The organism is Microvirga guangxiensis, assembly GCF_900102135.1.
Classification (GTDB): domain Bacteria; phylum Pseudomonadota; class Alphaproteobacteria; order Rhizobiales; family Beijerinckiaceae; genus Microvirga; species Microvirga guangxiensis.
Genome location: NZ_FMVJ01000002.1, coordinates 618,258 through 641,581, shown reverse-complemented (window position 1 = coordinate 641,581; position 23,324 = coordinate 618,258). Strand labels below are relative to the sequence as shown.

Sequence of the window (23,324 nt, the reverse complement as noted above, 5' to 3'; positions counted from 1 at the left end):
GCTGACGAGCTTTCCCACTCTACTCCCGGAGGAATACATGCCGACCAAGACGACAGACGGAAAAGCCGGAGCGAAGAAGGCTGCTGAAAAGCCGGCTGCTGGTTCCAAGCCCAATGCTCTTCAGAAGCCCCTGCAGCCCTCCAAGGAGTTGGCCGCCATCGTCGGCTCGAACCCGCTGCCGCGCGGCGAGGTAGTGAGCAAGATGTGGGACTACATCAAGAAGAACAATCTGCAGAACCCTGAGAACAAGCGCGAGATCATCGCGGATGACAAGCTGCAGCCGATCTTTGGAAAGCCGAAGGTGACCATGTTCGAGATGAACAAGCACCTTGCTCAACATCTGAAATAAGCCGTAAGGCGACTTTTGTCAGGAATCCTGCCGCCACTGGACGAGCGGCAGGATTTCGGGCCTCTGGCCCGGCGCTCGCCTCCACGGATCGACCGCCCATTCCCTCCCGCTTTCGTCGATGATCACGGCGGAAAAATGCGGGTAACGGCCATCTAAAAAGAACCCGCGCGATTCCGGCCGCTCAACCTTGTGATGGGCGAGCAAGCCCTGTGCCTGAAGGACCAGCAGCAAACTCGTGGTGTTGGCCGTTTCATCCAGGCAATCCATCTGGCCATGCACACCTGACATGTCGGCCGGAGAACCTGGGACGTCACGTTTGCCGCCGATCGAAGCGGCCAGATAGGCCGTGTAAGTGCTGACAACCTGTCCAAGCGCCTTCCGCTCGCTCTCTGCCGATGCTCTTCCCGCGCTGAGGATCGCCCGCGCTCTGTTGAGCAAGGCACCATCCACCGTAATCACCTGACGTCGCGAGCAGCCATAGCCATGGCAGGCGATGATCCGTGTGCCTTCAGGCCCGACATACCCTTGGCTCTTGAACCATCCCATTGCCGCCTGGGATGCGAAAGCTGGGGAGGGCAGGGAGAGGATCGACAGAGCTGCCGAAATGAGGAGTAGCGTCGCTTTCATCGTAGAGTTACCTATGGCCATGCTGGCAGATGCCAAGGGATCTATGTCAGCGTGCTGCGGCGCATACCCGTCGACGCGGCTCGAGAAGCGCATCATTCGAGGTATCCATGTCCCGCATCGTGTTCTTGAACGGCTCGTTCCTTCCCATCGAGGAGGCGAAGGTCCCCTTCATGGATCGAGGTTTTCTTTTCGGAGACGGTGTTTACGAGGGCATTGCCATCCTCGACGGTCATCTCGTCGACAACGATGCGCATCTCGAGCGTCTGGAAAGATCATTGCGGGAGGTACGGATCCCCAATCCCTACACGCGTGCGGAATGGACACGCCTGGAGGAAGAGATCGCTCGCCGCAATGGGATGACGGAAGGCTTCATCTATTTCCAGGTCACCCGGGGCGTCGCGGAGCGCGACTTCATGTTCCCTGAGAACACCGCCCCCACGGTTGCGATGTTCACACAGGCCAAGGCCATCGTGAATGCGCCCGCTGCGGAGAAGGGCATCGCCGTCATCACAGTGCCGGATCAGCGCTGGAGCCGCCGCGACATCAAATCGATCAACCTGCTGGCGCAGGTTCTCGCCAAGCAGGCGGCCAAGGAGGCCGGTGCGCAGGAGGCCTGGATGGTTCAGGACGGTTTCGTGACGGAGGGCGGCTCGTCGAGCGGCTTCATCGTCACGAAAGAGGGACGCATCGTCGTACGCCCACTGTCGAATGCCATTCTCCCCGGCATTACGCGCAAGTCGCTTCTGGCGCTCTCGCAAGATGCGGGGATAGAGCTCGAAGAGCGGCTGTTCACGGTGGAAGAAGCGTATGACGCCGCCGAGGCCTTCATGACGAGTGCGTCCACCTTCGTGCTCCCCATCGTGTCCATCGACGGACGCTCGATCGGTGACGGAAAGCCGGGACCAATCACCAAGAAACTGCGTGAGATCTACATTCGGATGGCATCGTCGCCGCGCATGGCGGCTGAGTAAGCGAGGCGGAACTGCATCAGGAATCGCTCGTTGCCTTTCGAAAGGAGCGATCCATGAAGCGAATTCTGGTTCTGTCTCTCGCCACATTCGGCGGGATCACCGCCGCTCTGGCGCAAAACCCCGATGTTCTGAACCAGCAGGCACCCAACATGCCTCCGCTGCAGCAAATGCCTGTCGAAAAGGTTGAGCCTCAAGGATCCGTAACGCCGCAGGAGCCCTCGTCGACCGGCTCCACCTTGAGCGACAAGCTGGAGCAAACAGATGGGGTCATCCGTCCTCCGGCGACGGCTACGCCTGACATGAGCGTGCCGGCGCCTGTGCCCAATCCGAATACGACGCCGGTCATCCCGCCGCCGGGCAGCCCTGGCGGCAATCCACGGGTCGATCCGAAATAAGCTGAACCATCATGAAACGGCGGGATCAGGCTGCTTTTGCCTCCCCGCCGACTTATTGCGCCGTCTGCTATTGCGGTTGTTCCCATTGCGGGGTGGCGTACCGCCGTTTTGCTTCATCACTTTGGCGGCGACTTCGCTGATCTGACGGCGCAGCTCTTCATCGCCTGCTCTGGAGCTTTCCTGCGAGGAAAGGCGGGTTTGAGCCTCGTCGCGCTCGGTTTCGATCTCGCGAATGCGCTGTTCCAGGATCAGGCCGCGCTCCTGCTCGGCGGCAAGCTCTTTCACGAGATCGGCAAGGCGCTTGCGCTCGGCAGACAGCTCGACGTTACGCTCGTTGAGCGCGCGCTCGAAATCGTTGCCGCGCGCGGTCTGCGTCATCAAGCGGGTTTCCAGATCCGAAATAGCGATGCGCTTGGCATCGACGTCGCTGAGCGAGGCTGTCAGGCGCTGGTCCGTATCGGCGAATTCCGCCTCCAAGCGAGCGAGCTTTTCCTGCGTATGGAGCAACTCGGTCTTGAACCTCGAACGGTCGCTTTGGGTAAGGTCCAACTCCATGCGCGTGTTCGACAGCTCATTCAAGGTCGCGCGGTGGGCGTTCTCGAGGGCAGCCAGGGTTTCGCGGGTTGCCGACAGGAAGGTTCTGGTCTGGCCGAGCTCATCCTCGGCAGCAGCCAGCCTCGTCTGGGTATGGGCAAGAGAGGTCTCGAGTCCCGCAACCGTCTTGTCCCGCTCGGTCAGCGTGCTTTCAAGCGCCTCGATCCGCACCGCGCGCCGTCCCAGCTCTTCCATGCTGTCATGCTTGGCGGCAAGAGCTTCCTCAGCCTTGCGCTCGATCTTGCGCTGAAGCACCGCAAACTCGGCGCGCAAATGATCCTTCTCCGCCGTCAATTCGGAGATGGACATGGGAAACAGCGCCTCGGCCCTGCGGCGGGCCAGTCGCTCCGCGCGGGCATTGATGGCGGGAATGATGAGGAGCGCGACAAGGGTTGCGGCTACAAACCCCAGCGCGAAAATCATAATGGTTTCAACCACGCGGACGCCAACTCCAAGGAACCAGAAACAGACTGACCGGGAACGCTCGGGCACCTTGCCCTGCGCCGGCGCAGCTTTCCAGAGCGTTCACGCTCCAGCCTGCCGGTTGTAGTGCATCTTTAGGCTGTTTCCACTGCCTTGGGAGCAGGAGAGGGGGCGCGGACCTCCTCAGAAGGGGTTCCAGGTCGGCTCGGACGTGAATTTCAGATAGCCCATGTTGACCCCGAGGCGGGCACCGACGCCGGTGCGGATCGGAACCACGATCATCTGGTCGGCTGCCAGGGCCGTCATGCCGAAGCCGCCGATGAAGTAGGCCGACCCATCGACGCCGACAAAGCGCTTATAGAGGGCATCGGTGAAGGGCATGTTGTAGACCAGCATCATGGTCCGGGCGCCTTCGCCGCCAAAATCGAAGCCCACGGACGGGCCTTGCCAGAAAATCTTGCGCTCGCCCGCATTGCGGGTGAACAGCTTGCCCTCGCCGTAGCGCAGGCCGCCGATAATGGCGCCGGAGGCTTCTTGTCCGAGAATGTAGCCGTTGGGCTCACCCCAGCGGCGTACGGCTTCCTGCAGGGTCAGGGCCAAGCCGCGGGAGGCCGAACCGAAAAACTGATGGCCGGAATCGACCAATTCGTTGGAATCGAAGGAATCGGGGCGGCCCGGGTTGGTCGCATAGGCAGGCTGCATGGTTTGCGCCGATGCCTGAGACGGGAGAGCGCCGGCAAGGGCGCTGAAGGCAACCGCAGCAGCGAAGAAAATTCGGGAGCGCATGGGCTATCTCCTCGTAGGGACAGGGGACGATCCGGGTTCATCAGGCCCGGACGGCTTCTATCGAACCCCGACTTTACGAGCATCAACCCTAACAATCTCTGTACGAACGGCGCCTTGGTGCCGCAGGGGCACGCTGATGAGCCTCAAGCCGCGGCGGCCGGCAGATCAAGCCTGGGCGCGAGCGACGTATCGCCCATGGCGGCGAAGGGGCCGTTGCGATAGCCCCGCACCTCGTGGCCATAGGTGAGGGGAACGCTTCCAGGGCCGACTACGCTGCCGCCAGCGCAGCAGAGAATATGGTCGCCTGCCGCCGTATCCCATTCCATGGTCGCGCCGCAGCGCACATAGATATCGGCCTCGCCTGAGGCGATCAGGCAGAATTTCACGGCGGACGAGGTCATGCGCCGTGTGCCGATGGAAAGCACTGAAAGACAGGCTTCCGTCGCGATGTCTCCGTGACGGCGGCTGACGAGGGCGATGAGGCCGCCTTCGGGGGCGCTGCGAACCTTGATGTCCTGCCACTCGAACGCGTCGCTGCCCGCCTCCGGCATCGGGCTCGTCCGCGCATTCGCTCCTGCGATCCAGACTTTACTCAAGGCCGGGGCTGCAACCGCGGCAGCCAAGGGACGATCTCCCCGGATCAGGGCGATATTGACGCTGTATTCTCCCGTGCCGTGAATGAAGTCGCGGGTGCCATCGAGGGGGTCGACCAGGAAGAAGAACTCGCCGGGATGGGCGGTGCTGGCCGTTTCCTCGGCCACAATCGGCACGCCTGGCCAAGCCTCGTTCAGATGGCGGATGATCAGCTCTTCCGCTGCCAGATCGGCCGCAGTGCTCGGGCTGCCATCGTCCTTGACGCGCTGTTCGATTAGCGCATTTTCCATGCCTCGCAGAAGATGTGCGGCTTTGGAGGCAATGGACGCAAGCCTTACGGCGATTTCATCAGGATGAGTGTCGTCGAGACGCATCATGGGACTTTGCCTGTTCTCGCAAGACCTGTCGATCTCTTTTGCCTGCTTTCCAAAGAACTCATAGCCGGGTATCCGGTTCACGTTCTCTTTCCTGTTTGGCTATATTCGTGAAGTCTGAAATCCAGAATTTCATAAATCCAACGCTGAACTTACGGTCTATCCGGAGCCCTTATGGCCACCATCTCTCTTGATTCGCTCGACCTTGCCGCCCTTCTTTGCTCGCGCGTCTGCCATGACGTGATCTCGCCGGTCGGTGCGATCGTCAACGGGCTCGAGGTCCTGGAGGACGATAGCGACACTTCCATGCGCGAATTCGCTCTCGACCTGATCCAGAAGAGCGCCCGCCAGGCTTCCGCCCGCCTTCAATTCGCCCGTCTCGCCTTCGGCGCGGCAGGTTCGGCTGGAGCATCCATCGACCTTGGCGATGCCGAGCAGGTGGCGCGAGGCATGTTCCTCGACGACAAGATCGCCTTTTCCTGGTCCTCGCCGCGTCTCCTGTTCCCCAAGAACAGGGTCAAGCTGCTCCTCAACCTGATCATGATCGCCATCACCGCCATTCCGCGTGGCGGCGCGATCGACGTGACCGTGACGGGGGATGCTGAGCACTGCGAGTTCACGATCAAGTCCAAGGGCTTGAATGCACGCATTCCCGCACATTCACAGGAACTTCTCGCTGGCCATTCAGAGACGGGCACGGTCGATGCCCATGGCATCCAGATCTACTACGCCGGTATGGTGGCCCGCGCCTCCAACATGAGCATCGCTTTCAGCATCGAGGGCGATGAGGTGAAGATCAAGGCAGTGACGGCCTGATTTGATTAAGGCGCGGTGCTCATTTGGAGCGCCGCGTTCAAATCATGCCTTACACCTCTTCTTAAAGCGCGCGCTTGCCAATGCGTCAGCCGGCATGACGACAAGCATGTATGCCATGCCGGAAACGCGAATGTCAGGAAGGCATCGACCAGGGTCTGCTATAGGTAGCATGCGCGATGCTTCGTCGGAGATGCGACCAATTCCTGAGGATTATGCATCTGCCTGCTGAGTGTCGCGGAAGCAAAGAAGATGAGAGAGGCAATAAGGCTAAAGATTGTCGGAGCCGGGCGGAAACATCTCGCTACCAGGACGAGGTAATCCCAGCCGATAAAAATCTTGAGCCCGTAACGTGAACGGTTCGCGTAACGCCCACCAACGCATAACTGCAAGCAACCAGGGCGCGCATCGATTCCATTCGCAGGATGAAAGCATCATGCCCATAAAAAAGCCCGGCACATTGCCGGGCTTTTTGATTCATTATCGTATCGCTCAAACCGCGACGCGCTCGTCTGCCTCGTTCGGCTCGCGCAGTACGTAGCCGCGGCCCCAGACGGTCTCAATGTAGTTCTTGCCCTGCGAAGCATTGGCGAGTTTCTTGCGCAGCTTGCAGATGAAGACGTCGATGATCTTCAGCTCCGGTTCGTCCATGCCGCCGTAGAGATGGTTGAGGAACATCTCCTTCGTCAGTGTCGTGCCCTTGCGCAGCGAGAGCAGCTCAAGCATCTGATATTCCTTGCCGGTCAGATGCACGCGGGCGCCGCCCACTTCCACCGTCTTCGTGTCGAGATTCACGACGAGATCGCCGGTGGTAATCACGGATTGAGCATGGCCCTTCGAGCGGCGCACGATGGCATGAATGCGGGCGACCATCTCATCCTTGTGGAAAGGCTTCGTGAGATAATCGTCGGCACCGAAGCCGAGGCCCTTCACCTTGTCCTCGATGCCGGCCATGCCGGACAGGATCAGGATCGGAGTCTTCACCTTCGCGACACGCAGCGTGCGCAGAACCTCATAACCCGACATGTCGGGAAGATTCAGGTCGAGAAGAATGATGTCGTAATCGTACAACTTGCCGAGGTCGATGCCCTCTTCGCCGAGATCCGTCGTATAGATATTGAAGTTCTCGGACTTCAGCATCAGCTCGATGCTTTGCGCAGTCGCGCTGTCGTCTTCGATGAGAAGTACGCGCATTGTTATTCCCCAGCCCTTGCCCTGGAGCTTGCGTGTAGCTTGCGACTACCCATCTGCTGCCGGGCCAGCGGCAGATGCCCTTTTGCACTGATTCGTAACGCTAGTTCGGAATGGTTAACAAACCCTGATTCATGCATGCAAGCGCTTAACGACATGGCGGTGCCAATCTGTCGTTCGAAGGGCTCGGCCTGTGGATTCGGGGTGACCATACGGAACCTCGTCGTGCCATTCAAAACTGTTGCAAACGAAGGGTTTCGCCTGCACATGCCCGCCGCTCTTGCGAACCTGCAGGCGTGACAAGAGCAGTGTTAACGAAATGGGTAAACGAAAGGTTGACGCAAGCCTCGAACAGGCCCCGCCACCCGTTCGGTGACGCGGGCGGCGTGCTAGTGATTTGTCCTTCCACGGTTTTTCGTTCGCGGTGGTAAGGAAAGGTCAACTTCCATGCGCGATGATGTCTCATGCCTCAAGGATAACTGAGCGATCCGGCGGGCACCTGAAACAGCGACGTGTGGAGTTGAATCAAGATGAAGTCGCGGGATACGCTCATCCGCCTGAAGCGCTTTCAAGTCGACGAGAAGCGTCGGCGTGTGGCGCAGATCGAGATGATGATGGCCGAGTTCGACCGCATGGCGGCTGACCTCGACCGGGAGATCGCAGCGGAAGAGCACAAGGCCGGGATCTCTGATCCGAACCATTTCGCCTATCCGACCTATGCTCGCGCCGCTGCCCAGCGGCGGGACAACCTTCGCATGTCGGCTCAGAACCTTCACACCCAGCTCGACGATGCCAAGGCCGAGCTCGGCGAAGCCTTTGAGGACCTTAAGAGGGCCGAGAGCCTGGATGACCGGGAGCGCGCCAGCGAGCGTGCGCTCGATCCGGCCATTAGCCAGATGGGGCAGGCCCGCGCCATGCGCGCAACAGCCTGATCCGTTTCCATCTCAACTGCTTGAAAAAGGACGCGCCGCAGCCCGGCGCGTCCTTTTTGTTTAGAGGTCGGCGATGACAGGAATCTGAGGTGCGCATTCTCGCGGCAGGAAGCCTTGCAGCCTCGGGTCGTCCGACACCTCGATGGCCCGTCGGTAGGGTGTGAAGCCCGCGCGCATATAGAAGGTGAGCGCAGCTGGATGATCCAGGCTGCAGGTATGGACGAAGAAGCGGTCTATCGGTTGGGCGAAGGCTCGGCGGATAGCCTCGCTCATGAGGAAGCGCCCGGCACCCTTGCCGATAATCCCAGGCGCGAGGCCGAGGAAAGCCAGCTCGACCTCTCGCTCCGGTCGGAAGTCTAGCTCCAAAAGACCGATGTCATCGGTGCCGTCATGCAGGGCATAGGCTTCGACTTTCGGATCGTCGAGAATGCCTGAGAGTTCCTCGTCGGGCATGACGACACGGCTGAACCAGAGCCATGGTTCGCCGATCCGGCGATATAGGGTTCTGTATCGGCTGTGATCCACATTGAGGCGCTGGAGCGTCCAGGTCCCGGGAGCTTCCGCTGGCGACATTGGGGGCGGGGAGCGCATCTCAAGATAGGTGACGATGGCCGCGATCTTTCCCGGCGGCAGATCCGTATAGCCGTCGAGGTTCAGCATAACCTGAGGGGATGTCATGATGGCCTGTTCAAATCGACAATCAGCGCCATCGCTCTGTCACGTGTTCCTTTGAAGAGCAATGCTGACGAAGGTGTGACCCGTATGGGCGGGATGTCCGCCTCTTCAAGGCCGTTTCTTCTTGCGGAGCGAACGGTTTATAGGGCACAGAAGAGAAAGATAAAGGAGCGCAGCCGTCTCGATGAAAAAAGTGCGTGAGTTCATCTGGCCCGTGATCGGGCTTGTAGCGGTTATCGTCTCTGTCTGGCTTCTTTATCGCGAACTGCGCGGCATGTCCCTGGACGATGTGTGGGACAGCCTGACCGCGGTGCCTCCTCATCGCTACGCCTTGGCCGGCCTGTCGACGCTCGTCGCTTATGCCGCTCTTGCCTGGTACGACCGGATCGCGCTTCTTCATCTCGGCGTGCGCCACATTTCGTGGTTCTTCGTGTCGGTGACCTCGTTCACCACCTATGCCCTGTCTCACAATATCGGCGCCTCGGTTTTCTCCGGTGCCGTCGTGCGCTACCGGGCCTATACGTCCAAGGGATTGAGCGCGCCGCAGATTGCCGTGCTCGTCGCCTTGTGCTCCTTCACATTCGGCCTCGGCACGATCCTGCTCGGTGGCGTGGTCCTTACTGCCGACCCGACGCTTCTGCACCGTCTGGAGGATCTGCTGCCCTCCGCGCTGACCAATCCTGCGACAGCCAGGGGCGTCGGCCTGCTGCTCCTCGGCTTCGTTGCGCTGTATGCGGCAGGCTCCATCCTGCACATGCGGCCTCTGGTGATCCGCAAGGCCAGGCTCGAATATCCTCGTCCCGCCATCATGCTGCGCCAGCTGATTGCTGCCCCTCTTGAGCTTCTGGGCGCTGCCGGCATCATCTATTTCGTGCTTCCAGCCCACCTCGAGCCGAGCTTCATGGTCGTGCTCGCCGTGTTCCTGGCTTCGTTCTCGGCCGCCCTGGTCAGTCACGCGCCGGGAGGGCTCGGGGTCTTCGAACTCGTGTTCCTGACGGCCATGCCGGATATTCCGAAAGCGGATGTGCTCGCGGCCCTCATCATCTTCCGCCTCTTCTATCTGCTGGTTCCCTTCGGAATGTCGCTGGTGGTGGTGCTCCTCTTCGAACGGGCCCGGCTCGCGCAGGCCTGGCGCGCCAGAGGCGCGGTGGACGCAAGCTCAATTCCCCCGCCGCCACTCTCTTCATCGGATAAATAGCCCCTACGTCGTCCGCGAAAGCTCGAACTTAAGAAGCGATGGCAGGCTTCTGTCCCGGCTCAGGCACGGGAATGCCGGCTTCCATGTACTCGTTCAGCTTGTTCCGAAGGGTGCGGATGGAGATGCCGAGAATGCGCGCGGCATGTGTCCTGTTGCCGAAGCAGTAGGATAGGGTGTCCAAGATGAGATGGCGTTCCACGTCGGCGATGGTTTGGCCCACGAGGATGCGCCGGAGCGCCTCGACGGTATGGTCGGCGGAGGAATGCGGAAGGCCTGCATTCGAGGGGGCAGGGGCCTGCTGTTCCGGCATGTCCTGGGCGCTGAGCACGATTCGTACCTATCTGAGTAGAGGGTAAGGATTTATGCCCATTCTATGGTTAGGAAGATCTTAACAGCCTGGCTTCCGCTCCGTGTTTTCGCCGGACCGATAGAATAAGGCGCCGCCCGTAAAAGCAGCGCCTCGTCCTGTAGTGCACCAGGGCCAGCGGCTTGTTACTGCCGGTAGTGCTGAATGCGGGTGGTCCGAAGGCCGGCGAGGCCATGCTGGTCGATGGACATCTGCCAGCTGAGGAATTCCTCCGTCGTCAGCGTATAACGCTGACAGGCTTCCTCGAGGCTCAGCAGACCGCCACGGACGGCGGCGACGACTTCGGCCTTACGGCGGATGACCCAGCGGCGAGTGCTGGAGGGAGGCAGGTCGGCAATCGTCAGAGGACTGCCATCGGGCCCTATGACATACTTGACCCGAGGGCGGTGGGGTTCGGTCATGATACGCTCACACAAAAATTCAACGACCTTTGACAGGCTCGAACCTAATGGGTGGGGCTTAATGTTTTCCTAAGCCCGTCCAGACGGTTACGAGAGTGCCTAAGCTTAGCCATAAACGTTAATGTTGGATTATTTCCGCGCACTTTCCCTTTAAGAATTGTGGCGCAATCGCTATAGAAGGGCTTTGGCCCCTCCCGTGCGCCGCCTTGAACGGCGCCTCTGGATGGAACGATGCTCAACTCACTCGATCTTCCCAAGTCTCCCGCCGAGACCCGCGTCGTCGTCGCGATGTCGGGCGGCGTGGATTCCTCCGTCGTGGCGGCTCTCCTTAAACAGGAGGGCTATGACGTCATCGGCATCACGCTGCAGCTCTACGATCATGGCGAAGCCGCCCATCGTAAGGGGGCCTGCTGTGCGGGCCAGGACATCTACGATGCCCGCCGCGTGGCCGAAGCCATCGGCATCCCGCATTATGTGCTCGATTATGAAGAGCGCTTCCGCAAGGCCGTGATCGATCGCTTCACCCAGAGCTATCTGGCGGGTGAGACGCCGATCCCCTGCGTCGAGTGCAACCGCTCCATCAAGTTCCGGGATCTCCTGGAAACCGCCCGGGAGCTGGGCGCCGATGTCCTCGCGACCGGCCATTACGTGGCCAGCCGGCGCCTGCCCGATGGCCGCCGGGCCCTTCACCGGGCCGCCGATCCGGATCGGGACCAGAGCTACTTTCTCTACGCGACGACGCCCGAGCAGCTCGATATTCTGCGCTTCCCGCTGGGCGAGCTGCCCAAGGAAAAGACCCGCGACTACGCCCGTCAATTCGGCCTCGCCATCGCTGAGAAGGCGGACAGCCAGGATATCTGCTTTGTCACCCAGGGCCGCTACAGCGATGTGATCGAACGCCTCAAGCCCGGAGCCGTCCAGGGAGGCGAGATCGTCCATGTGGACGGCCGCGTGCTCGGCCGCCACGAAGGCATCATCCATTACACCGTGGGCCAACGGAAGGGGCTCGGCCTTTCCGTAGGCGAGCCGCTTTACGTGGTGCGTCTCGATGCCAAGGAAGCCCGCGTGGTGGTCGGACCCCGCGAGGCCCTGGCAACCAAGCTCATCCGCATCATGGACGTGAACTGGCTTGGCGACGTGCCACTGGAATCCTTGGGCGAGCAGGGGATGGAAGTGGCCGTGCGGGTCCGTTCGACCCGCGAGCCGCGCCCGGCGATCTTACGATCCACAGGAACTGGCACTACGGTCGAGCTGTTATCGGCGGAAGATGGGGTGTCTCCCGGTCAAGCCTGTGTCATCTATGAGAGCGATGCTCCGCGGGCCCGGGTGCTTGGCGGAGGCACCATTGCCCGCACTATCGCCCAAGCCGCGCCTGCCGCGGCCTGAGGCGCCCTCTGAAGGTATCTGTATGACGGATGGAGCGACCACGGCCCTGATGCGCAAAGCCTATGCGCGTTGGGCGCCGATCTATGACCTGGTTTACGACAAGCTGACCGAGCCGGCTGCTCGGGCCGCCGTGAATGCGGCTGTTGCCTGCGGCCCGAAAGTTCTGGAGGCAGGCGTCGGCACTGGCCTGTCCCTGGGCTATTATCCCCGGCATGCCGAGGTTTATGGTGTCGATCTTTCCGAGGACATGCTGCGCCGGGCTCAGGAGAAGGTGGATAAGCGTGGCCTTTCCCACGTGAAAAGCCTTCAGGTCATGGATGTGACCCGCCTCGGTTTCCCGGACGCCACGTTCGATGCCGTGACCGCCCAGTTCATCATTACCCTCGTGCCCGAGCCTGAAGTGGCCTTGGCAGAATTCGCTAGAGTGCTGAAGCCCGGCGGTGAGATCGTTCTCGCCAATCACTGGGGCCAGCCTTCGGGGCCCATCGCAGCCGTTGAGGAAATGGCGGCACCGCTTGCCAAGGCCATCGGCTGGAGCTCGTCCTTCAAAGCGGCGCGGGTCGAAGACTGGGCGCGCAGCACCGGCTTCATGGAAGTAGTCGAGCTGAGATCGTTGTTCCCGGCTGGGTTCTTCAAACTCATGAGAATCAAGAAGCGGGCTTAATGCCCGCTTTCCTTTATGGCCGCATCGACGTGACTTTCAGCGCCGGAGCCCTATTTTCTGGCATCAAGTCCCTGCACGCATTCACGAAAGTCATTCTCATGCGCCTTTTCATGTTCACATCCCAGGCCAAGGACGATCTGCACGCTTTCGCTGGCGATGAGGTAGGCAGCAAGCTCCCTGCCAAGTATGGCCCTTGGGGACTGACGGGGACGCTCAGCTCCCGCGAAACGCCCCCGCACAAGTTTTCCCGCCGCACCATCGAGCAGGCGATTGCCACGGAAGGCTTTCAGCTCTGGCGCATGAAGGCCAAGGGGTAAGGGCCCCTTGAAAGGGCAGGAGCTTCGCGCGCTCACCGGTGCAAAACGGTCGAGCGGCTCTCTCGGTCGTGCCCCGAAAAGAAACTGCCATAAATTCGTCGACAGGCTGCGCCTCTTTCTTGACACTGAGGCATAATCTTCCCTATATCGCGCATGCCTGACGCGGGTTCGCCCCGCGACCTGGGGCGGAGTAGCTCAGTTGGTCAGAGCAGAGGAATCATAATCCTTGTGTCGGGGGTTCAAATCCCTCCTCCGCTACCATCTATCCCGTCGAGTTTTCGTCTCCGGGATGGTTTTCTTCATTGAATATCGACCAGATGCCTCAAGCGGGTTCCGTATCGATGCCTGCCTCTGCGAGGTCCTTGAAGCCACCGATGTTGAAGACGGCGGTGTAGCCCATGTCTTGCAGGGTTTTTCCCGCGAGGGCGGAACGACCGCCTGAGGCGCAATGCAGGAGGATCATTTTGTCCTTCTGGAAGGCGGGGTTGTGGTACTGGCTTTCCGGATCAGCCCGAAATTCGAGCATGCCGCGAGAGACGTTAATTGCGCCTCTGATCTTTCCCGTCTGTTGGACTTCCGTTGCGTCGCGAACATCCACCACGAGGACATCCCCTGAGCGAATTTTCTCCTTGGCCTCATCCGCTGACATTTTGGGAACTGCCGAATTGGCCTCCGCCAGCAGGTCCTTGACGTTTTTTGGCATTGCATCCTCCCATTCAGACGGTCGCTGAGAGGCTCTGCCTCGTGCATAGGCATGTCAATGAGGGCAATAGAGGTAAGGGCGTGACGGAGAGGACCACCCTCAAGCCTGGCTATTTTCTGGGAAACAACTTCGCTATTTAAATTTTATGTTATATTGTTATATTGTTATACAAAGATAACGATATGAGCTAATCCATTTGCTAAGGTGCCGGATCCTTGCCCAGGTTTTCTTCAGTGCATCAACTCAACTGGCGGTTTTCCGTGCGGGTCTTGCTTCCCGTTGCGATGAGCACGGCAGTGGCACTCGCATTGGCGGCACTTGCCCTGGTTTGGGCCGTCCGGCAGAGCGACGAGATTTCGATCCAGCGTCAGCAGCGCATGGCGGAGCGCAGTATCCGTGCGGTTCTCGGCGAGCTTGCTAAGCAACAGGAGATGGTGGCCGTCTGGAACGATACCGTCCTTAATCTCAATAAAAAACCTCTCGACGAGAAATGGCTTCACGCCAATATCGGGGGATGGCTTCATGTGACCTTTGACCAGGATCGCACCTATATCCTGGATCCGAACGATCAAGCCATCGATGCGGTCATCGATGGCACACGGATGCCCCCTGAAGAATTCGAGAAAGTTCGAGCGAGCTTCCATGAACTCATCAGAGGCCTTCGAGGAGATGCAAGGTCAAGCCACCACGGTCATTCCGATCGCTTCTCTCATGCCGAATATCTGAAGAGCGGCAGGGCCGTGCATGACACGCATCTTCTGGAATTGCTGGGCAGACCTTCTGCTGTCAGCGCGATGAAGATCGTCCCCGAGAACGAGGAGCTCATTCAAAAACCCGGCAGCGAATTCCTGCTCCTCAGCGTGCGGTTTCTCGACGGAAACTTTCTCAATCAGCTAGCCGAACAGAACCTTATCGAGGGATTGCGTTTCTCGCAGGTGAATGAGCCCGGGGAGGGTGAAATCGGCGTCCCTCTTCGATCCGATGAAGGAAAACTCATCGGCTATTTCATCTGGAAGCCTGAACTCCCGGGAACGACGATTCTCCGCACGTTCGGTCCAAGTATCGCTGTCGTTTGCCTGCTGATCATCGGGGTCATGGCTCTTCTTGCCCGCTCGCTCCGGCGCTCGATGGGGAAGTTGAGAAAAGTGATTGCCGAGTTGCGAGAAAGCGAGGCCCAAGCCCATCATCTCGCTTTCCACGATGTCCTGACCGGCCTTCCCAACCGTGCCATGTTCGACCAAAGCCTCGACCGGACGCTTGCCTCAGCGGGTCCTCAAGGTAGGCTTGCCATTCTCATGCTTGATCTCGATCGGTTCAAGCATGTCAACGACACTTTGGGGCATCAGGCGGGCGACGCGGTTGTCCGTGAGTTCGGGCAAAGGTTAGCTCTGCTTCTTCGTGGCAGCGATACCATTGCCCGCCTCGGAGGCGACGAGTTCGCCATTGTGCTGAGCGGCATCAATGGGCACGAGGATGTCGAAAGGGTTTGTGTTCGCATTCTCGAAGCCGTTCGTCAGCCATTCGAAATTGCAGGCAAGCAGGCCTTTGTTGGCGTGAGCATTGGCGTCGCCTTGGCGCCGGATGCCGGTCTCGAAAGGGTCGATCTGATGCGCAAGGCCGATATCGCCCTCTATCAGGCGAAGTCTGAAGGCCGTGACGCGTATCGCATTTTTACTGCCGCTATGGACGAGACGGTAAAAGTGCGCAGCACGATCGAGGAAGAATTACGCCTTGCTCTCGTCACAGGCAGCGATCTGAGGCTGTTCTATCAGCCACAGGTAGATGTCGATGGCCAGTCCATCATCGGGCTCGAAGCGCTTGTAAGATGGCATCACCCAACCAGGGGCATGATTGCGCCTCACCAGTTCATCGCTATCGCTGAAGAGACAGGCCTCATCTCCTCCTTAGGAGAGTGGGTTCTGCGTCAGGCTTGCTTGGCCTCAAAGCGCTGGCCGGACCTGACGATAGCCGTCAATCTATCTCCCGTTCAGTTCCGGTCCAGCGGCCTTGCGGAACAATTGATCGGCATTGTCCGCGAGGCTGGGGCCGACCCGCGGCGCATCGAGTTCGAGATTACAGAAAGCCTGCTGCTCGATGATAGCGACTTGTCTCGCTGCGCATTGAAGACGTTGAGGCAGGAAGGGTTCAAGATCGCTCTCGACGATTTTGGAACCGGCTATTCCAGCTTGAGTTATCTGCGCCGCTTCGAAGTCGACAAGATCAAGATCGACCGTTCCTTCGTCCAGCATCTGGGACAGCAGGACGAGTCCATGGCGATTGTCACGGCGATTGTCACCCTCTGCCGCGCCATGGGGCTGACGGTTACCGCAGAAGGTGTCGAGACTGAGGACCAGAAGCGCTTCCTGTCGCAGACAGGATGCAGCGAAATGCAGGGTTTCCTGTTTTCGCACGCACTCCCGGAAGAGCAGATCGAGGATCTGCTGATCAGTCTGAGGGACCGGCTCGGCTCTCAGGGTAATGCAACTCTCGCCTCATATGCGAGCGGAGGCAGGAGGGTTGCGGCTCTGACGTAGTGCGCTGTCGGAAGCAACGGCTGTCGTTTCAAACCGTCAACAGGCATATCCGGCAACTGCGATGCGGCTCAGGGCTCAGGTTGAGTCAAAATCTGAACCCGACGTCCATCCGGAAACTCGATCGTGCGCAAGGTCATCACCTGGAGACCGGAGTAGCGTCCCTCGCGGGTCCTGTCCGCGCGCACCACGCGACTTCCATTGCCCGGAAGTTCTCGACGTTGAATGGCCTGCCTGGAGCGCTCACTGGCGGCGGTAACCGAACGTTTAGGCCGAGGCTCTTTCCGTTCAGCTGTGACCTTGCGGACCGATTTCTTGCCGCTTGGAGATGAGGCTTCTCTGGTCGGAGATTTTACCTGCTCCTGGGCTGTTTCATTCGTTTTGGCCGCAGTACTGGTCTCGGTCTGTGGCGAAGCAGGCTGAGAGGCAGCAGGCTTCATGTCACTAGCCTGAGGGCTCTGCACAGGCTTGGGCGCAATAGCTCCACCTTCCAGAGGTGGGTCCACCCAGGGACGTGCGGTCTGCGCATGACTGGGCAGGGACGCGGCAATAAGGCCAAAAGCCAGGGTTGTGCACCCAATCCATTGCAATCGTGGTCCCATAACAGCCTCCTATTAGACAAAAAGGGAAGCTTACCTTGCCGGCCTTGGTTCCAAGGGATCAGGAGTTGTTGATCAGGAAGTTCACGCGAGACGGGAAGCTCAGCTTTATCTGCCTCAGGCTGCATGTACGCAGCCATGGTTTCTCCGCTCTCGTGGATAGGCTGGACACGTTTCTCAGAACGGAGGTAGCGGAACCATAAACATGCTTCTTGAAAGAGAGAGAGCGGCTCCGATGCCCAGGTAAATTTTGTGACGGGTCACAAGAAGGCGACTGGAAGCTGCGCCTCATCACTGATTTCGTCTAATTATGGGGTAGCGCTGGATTATGCGCATGTCCGCAATGGCCCATCGGTGCGGATATCTTGGAGGATCCGTCAATTCGCCGCAGGGTTATTTTGAAATCAGGGTAATCAAAAAATGATAAATAATTCAATTTGTTAAGGGAGGTTTGTCTCGAAAGTGAGTTGCTTTGTACCCCCTAAGCGGTAACAGATACTCCCTTTGCTGCAGTAGTTCCGTGACAGCCCCCTCGTATAATCGGAGGTAATCTCTGCGAAAAGGTTTCCCTCAATGACGAATACGCTTCAGGTCACGACGATCTTGGGCTGCAAGAATTCCATGCTCCGAGAGGGAATCAAGCACATTCTATCGAGCACGCGATATAAGATTCATCCGGAAGACGTGAGCCTTCGCGGAGCGGGGGCGCCGCAGCTCTACGGGAGCGCTCCCTTCCTCTTCATCATCGACAGCAACCTTTACCCGAATGGGATGGGCAATATCGTCCGCGAATTGAAAGCACAGTATGCCAATGCCCGGGTTGTCATTCTTGCAGACGGGTTCGACCTTGAGGGGATGAAGCTATCGCTTCAGGCCGGTGCAGATGGCTATTGCCTTGCCACGACAGGCTGCGAAGCGCTGATCAAGTATTTGGATCTGGTCATGCTGGGCGAAGTCGTTCTCCCATCCTCTGCTTTCCTGAATGCCGTATTACCCGCTGACGAGGCAGTCGAGATACGTAGGGAAAGCGCAACCATTGCAATGTCGTCTGCGCAGGGAGAACGGTCGCCGGAAGGCAAGGATTCCGTCATCAGGACATTGTCCAGCCGCGAGGCCGAGATCTTGCACTGCCTGATGGAAGGAGCGCCCAACAAGGTCATCGCTCGCAAGCTCGAGGTAGCGGAAGCAACCGTCAAGGTTCACATCAAGGCGATCCTCAGGAAGATCCGCGTGGCCAACCGAACCCAGGCCGCCATGTGGGCTGTCAGCCATATGTCAGGCACAAGTCAGGACGCTGCCTGGGCACAGATGAGCGATCGCGCATCCGCGCAGGCCGACACTTACCCTAAGGCCTTCTAACTCACTGGCTTATCGTTGAAGATCTGCATTCTCAATGCAGGCTGTGGGTGAGCTTGAGTGCGAAAAGCACCTTGCCGGATGCGTCGGTTGCTTCCAGGCGCCAGCGATCCCATTCGATGAATTCACCCTCGGCTTCTGCTCGGAGCTCCGCGATGGCCTTGAGCGCCTGCGCCCAGGCTTGGTCCAAGTCCTTTACTTCAACGCCTTCATCGTCGAGCATGGTCTCGTCATCGCTAATCAGGTTAAAGTAGCATCTCATCATCAAAGGCAGATCGGGTTTATACGGGGCGCTATGTTATTCTAGTCCGCTGAAAGTGCATTTCCATATGGGTTGATATCGGATTGTACTATCCTGGATACCGCGCTAGCGCTTTAGCCCAGAACCGCTTCGCGTGGCACAGTTAAAATGCGCGAATGGGTCCTTAATTCAACATGCATTTGGATATTCATTCATTCCCAACAGGAAGATCTAGTTAGGCGCGCGTTGGATATAATTATGTTTCTTTGTGAATGGGATTTTTTTAACAATCTTTTAATAGATTTGATTGGTGAGGCATTGTCGGAGAAGGCTGAATAAGCTAATTTCCCTAAAGGAAAGTGCCAGATTTCCCTCTTGCGCTTGGACTCATGGCCAGAAAGGCTCTTCCATGCGAAAAACCTACGATCTCGATGGCTCGTCCGTACAGAGCATCCCACTTACAAGAGAGATCGGCCAAGCCCGGTACTTGGAACTGGCGCGAGCGTCGGAGCCTCAGGTTCAATACACGAATTCTCAGGCAACCCCGACCTTGCTTGTCGAGCCCAACACGCTTCTGCGTGAGGGGCTCCGGCGGATTCTGGCCGAGACGGCTTACGATCCAGTCGCATTGTCCTCAAGCTTCGACGAGGCTCTGGCGGCATGGGAGCCAGCTGACGCCACGCCCTTCCTCCTGATCATGGATGGCGTTCGAAATCACGAAGAAGCCTGTGCCGAAGTTCGTCGGATCAAGGAGCAATATGCCTCTGCCCGTGTGCTCATGCTGGTTGACCAGTACGACCTCAAGCGAATCATTTCGGCCTTTCAGGCTGGTGCAGACGCGTATCTCGTGAAGTCGGTTTCCTGCGAAGTTCTGGTCAAGACGCTCGATCTGGTCATGCTTGGAGAAGTCGTGTTTCCTTCAGCCGTTCTCGAACTGCTGCATGAGCATGTTCTTCAACCGAGCGAGGCGGCTGAAGTTCAGAGCGGCGAGAAGGCTTCCGATGGGCAGTATCAAAGCAAAGGTCTGTCCGTTCGAGAGACAGTGATCCTGCGTTGCCTCATGGACGGTGACTCGAACAAGCTGATTGCGCGCAAGTTCGACATCACCGAGGCGACTGTCAAAGTTCACGTGAAGGCAATCCTGCGCAAGATTCATGCGAAGAACCGCACGCAGGCCGCCATCTGGGCTGCGAGCCATCTGCCCGCAGAAGGGCAAGTGTCCGCTTGAGTCGGAACGCTGGCGCGGATAAGCCCGCGCCAGCAAGCAAACATTATTTGCAAGGATTTCTCAGGCCGATTGCCTGATCGTATCCACCTTGTGTGAATGATCCTCCAGGATCATGGCCGCTCCTCGCTCTGCGATCATCAGCGTCGGCGAGTTTGTGTTCCCGCTCGTGATCGTCGGCATGACCGAAGCATCGATCACGCGAAGACCTTCGATGCCACGAACCCGCAGACGCTCATCCGTAACCGCCATGGGGTCGGTCTCGATTCCCATCTTCGCCGTACCGACCGGATGGAAGATGGTGGTGCCGATGTCCCGTGCTCCATTGAGAAGCTCGTCGTGCGTATTCAGATGAGCGCCGGGTTTGTATTCTTCGGGCCGGTATTTCTGGAGCGCCGGCATCGAGACGATGCGACGGACAAGGCGCAGTGAATCCACGGCAACCTGCTGATCCTCCGGGGTCGCGAGATAGTTGGGGCGGATAGAGGGCGCATCACCGGCCTTGCCGCTGCGGATCCGGATGCTGCCGCGGCTTGTCGGCCTCAGATTGCAAACGCTTGCCGTGAAAGCCGGGAAGGGGTGCGGGTCCTCTCCGAACTTGTCGAGCGAAAGGGGCTGGATGTGGAACTGAAGGTTGGGCGTGGCATAGTCCGGGGAGGAGCGTGTGAAGGCTCCCAGTTGCGAAGGCGCCATGGTGAGCGGTCCGCGCCGGAACAGGGCATACTCGAGCGCCATATAGCCCTTCTTCACGAGCGAGCGATAATCCTCATTGAGGGTGCGAACCCCAAATACCTTGTAGATCGGCCGCAGCTGTAGGTGATCCTGAAGGTTCTCGCCAACGCCTGGCAGATGTTGCAGCACCGGGATACCGTGCTGCTGCAGGAGATTGCCGTCGCCGATGCCGGATAGTTGCAGGATTTGAGGTGATGCCACTGCGCCAGCAGAGAGAACGACTTCCTTGCGCGCATGAATGCGGCGGAGAGTGCCGTTCTGCAGAATCTCGACGCCTACAGCCCGCTTGCCTTCGAACAGAAGACGCGTGGCATGCGCATTGATTTCGAGCTTCAGATTGGGGCGCGATAGAGCAGGTCTCAGGAAACCGCGCGCGGCGGACCAGCGCCGCCCATTCTTCTGGTTGACGTGGAAGTACGAGATGCCTTCGTTGCTTCCGGTATTGAAATCGCTCGTGCGAGGAATCCCGGTCTCGATGGCGGCCTCGATGAAGGTGTCGAGAATGTCCCACCGGGTTCGGGGGGCTTCGACACGCCACTCACCCCCTGCGCCATGGTGCTCGCCGGCACCAAGATAATGGTCGAGGTGTTGGCGGAAGATCGGTCTGACGTCATCCCAGCCCCAGCCTTTCAGGCCCATCTGGCGCCAGTTGTCGTAATCCTCCCGCTGGCCGCGCATGTAGACCATGGCATTGATGGCCGAGCAGCCGCCCAGCACCTTTCCGCGCGGGTAATTGAGGATGCGCCCGTTGAGCCCGGGCTCGCTCTCGGTCTTGAACATCCAGTCGGCGCGCGGATTGCCGATGGCGAACAGGTAGCCTACGGGAATGTGGTACCAGATCCAGTTGTCTTTTCCGCCAGCCTCCAGGAGGCAGACTGAATTTCCGGGATCTTTGGAGAGACGGTTCGCCAGGACGCAGCCTGCCGAACCTCCTCCGATGATGACATAGTCGAACGTGTTGCTATCGGACATGACACGCCTCAATCGATAGCCATTGGTAATGTCGCTTAGACATTACCCTTGGGCTTGCGCTTCATGAGCTCCAAAATCTCGCCCACGATGCCTCGACGGAACAGCAGCACGCAGATGACGAAGATGATGCCGATCAGAACCGTGACGGGGAACTGGGACGAGGCGAGATAGTTCTGCAGGGCGATGACCAGACCTGCGCCGACGATGGGGCCGATCATGGTGCCGATGCCGCCGAGAAGAGTCATGAGGATGACCTCGCCCGACATCTGCCATTGCACGTCGGTCAGCGTGGCGAATTGGAACACGATGGCCTTCGTGCCGCCGGCGAGACCCGCAAGCGCAGCCGACATGACGAAAGCGCCCAGCTTGTAGCGATCGACCCGGTAGCCGAGAGAGACGGCACGCCGCTCGTTCTCGCGAATGGCCTTCAGGATGTTTCCGAAGGGCGAGTTAACGATGCGCCAGACGGCGAAGACGCCGAACAGGAAGATCGCAAGCGTGACGTAGTACATCGACAGCGGCTGATTGAGGTCGATGATGCCGAGCAGATGGCCCCGGGGAACGCCCTGAATGCCGTCCTCGCCATGGGTAAACGGGACCTGCAGACAGATGAAGGCGAACATCTGCGACAGTGCCAAGGTGATCATGGCGAAGTAGATGCCCTGGCGGCGAATGGCGATGAAGCCGATGATAAGGCCCATGGCAGCAGCGCCGGCAGCGCCGAAAAGAATCCCCGTGAGCGGCTCCAATCCCCACACCTTGACCGCATGGGCTGTGTAATAGGCTGCGCCCCCGAAGAAGGCGGCGTGGCCGAAGGAAAGAAGACCCACATAGCCGATGAGCAGGTTGAACGCGCAGGCGAACAACGCAAAGCAGAGAATGCTCATCAGGAAGACGGGGTAGAAGAAGAAGGGAGCTGCAATCAGAGCCGCAATGGCAATGGCGCCGAGCACAAGCGACGTCGTGCTCAGTTTGGGCTGCTGTTCTGCGAGATACTGGGTTCCGACAGCCATGATATTACTCCTCCCGCCCGAAGAGACCTGCCGGCCTGACGAGCAGAACGATGGCCATGATCACAAAGATAACGATACTTGAGGCTTCTGGGTAGAAGACCTTCGTCAGTCCTTCCAACACACCGAGCACATAGCCCGTGACGATGGCGCCGAGGATCGACCCCATGCCACCCACGACGACCACGGCAAAGACGATGATGATGAGGTTCGTGCCCATCAGAGGACTGACCTGATAGATCGGCGCGGCCAGGACACCCGCCAGCGCCGCCAGCGCTGCACCCAAACCATAGGTGAGTGTCAGAAGAAGCGGCACGTTCACGCCGAAAGCCTGAACAAGCGTGGCATTCTCCGTCGCCGCCCGCAGGTAAGCGCCAAGCCTCGTCTTCTCGATGAGCAGCCATGTGCCGATGCAGACGAACAGGGAGGCCACAACCACCCAGCCGCGATAGATCGGCATGAACATGAAGCCGAGATTCATGGCCCCTGTCAGTTGGGCTGGCGGCGCATAGGGCTTGCCGGCAGCGCCGAACCAATGCCGGAAGGCGCCTTCGAAAATCAGGGCCAAGCCGAAGGTCAGGAGAAGGCCGTAAAGGGGATCGAGACCATAGAGGCGCCGCAGCATGAAGCGCTCGATGACGATCGCCACCGCTCCGACGAGCAGAGGGGCCAGGAAGAGAGACGGCCAGTAGCCGATGCCTGCATAGGTCAGCAGAAGATAGGCCGCAAAGGCGCCGAGCATGTACTGGGCGCCATGGGCGAAGTTGATCACGCGCAGCAGGCCGAAGATCACGGCGAGCCCAAGGCTGAGCATGGCATAGAAGGAGCCGTTGATGAGGCCGATGAGAATTTGCCCGTAGAGGGCAGGGGCGGGAATGCCGAAAATCGTGCTCATTCG

At 59.1% G+C, this 23,324-nt stretch carries 24 protein-coding genes, 1 tRNA gene and 1 pseudogene; 13 read left to right on the top strand and 13 right to left on the bottom strand.

The annotated features are described in order from the left end of the window. The first annotated feature begins 37 nt into the window (after positions 1–37). Entirely contained in the window at positions 38–349 is a 312-nt protein-coding gene (locus BLP10_RS03100) for an SWIB/MDM2 domain-containing protein (protein WP_091129640.1), read from the top strand. 18 nt (positions 350–367) lie between these two features. On the opposite strand, the gene BLP10_RS03095 is transcribed toward BLP10_RS03100, so the two are convergent. Further along, positions 368–976, bottom strand: coding sequence for a hypothetical protein (locus BLP10_RS03095; protein ID WP_139165419.1), 609 nt, complete (start codon positions 974–976; stop codon positions 368–370). Positions 977–1,083: 107 nt separating this feature from the next. Here BLP10_RS03095 and BLP10_RS03090 point away from each other — a divergent pair, with 107 nt between their 5' ends. Then, positions 1,084–1,947 (top strand): D-amino-acid transaminase, encoded by an 864-nt coding sequence (locus BLP10_RS03090; protein WP_091129633.1) that lies wholly within the window; start codon positions 1,084–1,086, stop codon positions 1,945–1,947. A gap of 53 nt (positions 1,948–2,000) precedes the next feature. Beyond that, positions 2,001–2,342: a hypothetical protein gene (locus tag BLP10_RS03085; protein WP_091129630.1), complete on the top strand. Its 342-nt coding sequence runs from the start codon at positions 2,001–2,003 to the stop codon at positions 2,340–2,342. A 9-nt stretch (positions 2,343–2,351) separates the two neighbouring features. On the opposite strand, the gene BLP10_RS03080 is transcribed toward BLP10_RS03085, so the two are convergent. The 3 genes from BLP10_RS03080 to BLP10_RS03070 form a co-directional block, all read right to left on the bottom strand. Next, entirely contained in the window at positions 2,352–3,374 is a 1,023-nt protein-coding gene (locus tag BLP10_RS03080; RefSeq protein ID WP_139165418.1) for a coiled-coil domain-containing protein, read from the bottom strand. Between the two features lie 168 nt (positions 3,375–3,542). Then, positions 3,543–4,145, bottom strand: a complete 603-nt coding sequence (locus BLP10_RS03075) for a DUF1134 domain-containing protein (protein WP_091129625.1) — start codon at positions 4,143–4,145, stop codon at positions 3,543–3,545. A gap of 143 nt (positions 4,146–4,288) precedes the next feature. Next, positions 4,289–5,197: a 3'(2'),5'-bisphosphate nucleotidase CysQ family protein gene (locus BLP10_RS03070; RefSeq protein WP_244510362.1), complete on the bottom strand. Its 909-nt coding sequence runs from the start codon at positions 5,195–5,197 to the stop codon at positions 4,289–4,291. 90 nt (positions 5,198–5,287) lie between these two features. Here BLP10_RS03070 and chpT point away from each other — a divergent pair, with 90 nt between their 5' ends. Beyond that, on the top strand, positions 5,288–5,929 hold the full coding sequence (gene chpT, locus BLP10_RS03065; protein WP_091129620.1) for a histidine phosphotransferase ChpT: 642 nt from the start codon (positions 5,288–5,290) through the stop codon (positions 5,927–5,929). A gap of 489 nt (positions 5,930–6,418) precedes the next feature. Here chpT and ctrA read toward each other — a convergent pair whose 3' ends face one another. After that, positions 6,419–7,120 (bottom strand): response regulator transcription factor CtrA, encoded by a 702-nt coding sequence (gene ctrA, locus BLP10_RS03060; RefSeq protein ID WP_091129617.1) that lies wholly within the window; start codon positions 7,118–7,120, stop codon positions 6,419–6,421. Between the two features lie 527 nt (positions 7,121–7,647). Here ctrA and fliJ point away from each other — a divergent pair. After that, the gene (gene fliJ, locus BLP10_RS03055) at positions 7,648–8,049 is read left to right on the top strand and encodes a flagellar export protein FliJ (protein ID WP_091129613.1); all 402 of its coding nucleotides are present in this window, start codon (positions 7,648–7,650) and stop codon (positions 8,047–8,049) included. A gap of 60 nt (positions 8,050–8,109) precedes the next feature. Here fliJ and BLP10_RS03050 read toward each other — a convergent pair whose 3' ends face one another. Beyond that, positions 8,110–8,727 carry a GNAT family N-acetyltransferase gene (locus BLP10_RS03050; RefSeq protein ID WP_244510361.1) on the bottom strand — a complete coding sequence of 206 codons (618 nt, stop codon included), beginning with the start codon at positions 8,725–8,727 and terminating at the stop codon, positions 8,110–8,112. 181 nt (positions 8,728–8,908) lie between these two features. Here BLP10_RS03050 and BLP10_RS03045 point away from each other — a divergent pair, with 181 nt between their 5' ends. Continuing rightward, a complete protein-coding gene (locus BLP10_RS03045; protein WP_091129610.1) occupies positions 8,909–9,922 on the top strand; it encodes a lysylphosphatidylglycerol synthase domain-containing protein in 1,014 nt (337 codons plus the stop codon). A gap of 28 nt (positions 9,923–9,950) precedes the next feature. Here BLP10_RS03045 and BLP10_RS03040 read toward each other — a convergent pair. Continuing rightward, a pseudogene (locus BLP10_RS03040) lies at positions 9,951–10,211 on the bottom strand (helix-turn-helix domain-containing protein); the annotation flags it as partial. A 203-nt stretch (positions 10,212–10,414) separates the two neighbouring features. After that, positions 10,415–10,690 (bottom strand): CtrA inhibitor SciP, encoded by a 276-nt coding sequence (sciP, locus tag BLP10_RS03035; RefSeq protein WP_091129607.1) that lies wholly within the window; start codon positions 10,688–10,690, stop codon positions 10,415–10,417. 231 nt (positions 10,691–10,921) lie between these two features. Between sciP and mnmA the strand changes: the two genes are divergently transcribed. The 4 genes from mnmA (at position 10,922) to BLP10_RS03015 (ending at position 13,318) form a co-directional block, all read left to right on the top strand. Next, complete coding sequence (gene mnmA / locus BLP10_RS03030; protein ID WP_091129603.1) at positions 10,922–12,076, top strand: tRNA 2-thiouridine(34) synthase MnmA; 1,155 nt, start codon at positions 10,922–10,924, stop codon at positions 12,074–12,076. 22 nt (positions 12,077–12,098) lie between these two features. Next, positions 12,099–12,740 (top strand): class I SAM-dependent methyltransferase, encoded by a 642-nt coding sequence (locus tag BLP10_RS03025; RefSeq protein ID WP_091129599.1) that lies wholly within the window; start codon positions 12,099–12,101, stop codon positions 12,738–12,740. Then, positions 12,740–13,057 (top strand): hypothetical protein, encoded by a 318-nt coding sequence (locus tag BLP10_RS03020; RefSeq protein ID WP_244510360.1) that lies wholly within the window; start codon positions 12,740–12,742, stop codon positions 13,055–13,057. Before BLP10_RS03025 ends, BLP10_RS03020 begins: the two co-directional genes overlap by 1 nt. Before the next feature lie 184 nt (positions 13,058–13,241). After that, a tRNA-Met gene (locus tag BLP10_RS03015) sits at positions 13,242–13,318 on the top strand. A 61-nt stretch (positions 13,319–13,379) separates the two neighbouring features. On the opposite strand, the gene BLP10_RS03010 is transcribed toward BLP10_RS03015, so the two are convergent. After that, the gene (locus BLP10_RS03010; protein ID WP_091129595.1) at positions 13,380–13,760 is read right to left on the bottom strand and encodes a rhodanese-like domain-containing protein; all 381 of its coding nucleotides are present in this window, start codon (positions 13,758–13,760) and stop codon (positions 13,380–13,382) included. A gap of 296 nt (positions 13,761–14,056) precedes the next feature. Between BLP10_RS03010 and BLP10_RS03005 the strand changes: the two genes are divergently transcribed. Further along, positions 14,057–16,294 (top strand): putative bifunctional diguanylate cyclase/phosphodiesterase, encoded by a 2,238-nt coding sequence (locus BLP10_RS03005; RefSeq protein WP_175493752.1) that lies wholly within the window; start codon positions 14,057–14,059, stop codon positions 16,292–16,294. 1,169 nt (positions 16,295–17,463) lie between these two features. Continuing rightward, on the top strand, positions 17,464–18,249 hold the full coding sequence (locus BLP10_RS03000; RefSeq protein ID WP_091129588.1) for a LuxR C-terminal-related transcriptional regulator: 786 nt from the start codon (positions 17,464–17,466) through the stop codon (positions 18,247–18,249). Between the two features lie 31 nt (positions 18,250–18,280). On the opposite strand, the gene BLP10_RS02995 is transcribed toward BLP10_RS03000, so the two are convergent. Next, the gene (locus tag BLP10_RS02995; protein ID WP_425286931.1) at positions 18,281–18,508 is read right to left on the bottom strand and encodes a DUF6894 family protein; all 228 of its coding nucleotides are present in this window, start codon (positions 18,506–18,508) and stop codon (positions 18,281–18,283) included. 388 nt (positions 18,509–18,896) lie between these two features. Between BLP10_RS02995 and BLP10_RS02990 the strand changes: the two genes are divergently transcribed. Further along, positions 18,897–19,715 carry a LuxR C-terminal-related transcriptional regulator gene (locus tag BLP10_RS02990; RefSeq protein ID WP_091129583.1) on the top strand — a complete coding sequence of 273 codons (819 nt, stop codon included), beginning with the start codon at positions 18,897–18,899 and terminating at the stop codon, positions 19,713–19,715. Positions 19,716–19,775: 60 nt separating this feature from the next. Here BLP10_RS02990 and BLP10_RS02985 read toward each other — a convergent pair whose 3' ends face one another. Genes BLP10_RS02985 through BLP10_RS02975 form a run of 3 tightly spaced genes read right to left on the bottom strand, consistent with a single transcriptional unit; the run spans position 19,776 to position 23,321 of the window. Then, on the bottom strand, positions 19,776–21,416 hold the full coding sequence (locus BLP10_RS02985) for a GMC family oxidoreductase (protein ID WP_091129580.1): 1,641 nt from the start codon (positions 21,414–21,416) through the stop codon (positions 19,776–19,778). Positions 21,417–21,451: 35 nt separating this feature from the next. Further along, complete coding sequence (locus BLP10_RS02980) at positions 21,452–22,429, bottom strand: branched-chain amino acid ABC transporter permease (protein ID WP_091129576.1); 978 nt, start codon at positions 22,427–22,429, stop codon at positions 21,452–21,454. Positions 22,430–22,433: 4 nt separating this feature from the next. Then, a complete protein-coding gene (locus tag BLP10_RS02975; protein WP_091129571.1) occupies positions 22,434–23,321 on the bottom strand; it encodes a branched-chain amino acid ABC transporter permease in 888 nt (295 codons plus the stop codon). Positions 23,322–23,324: the final 3 nt, after the last annotated feature.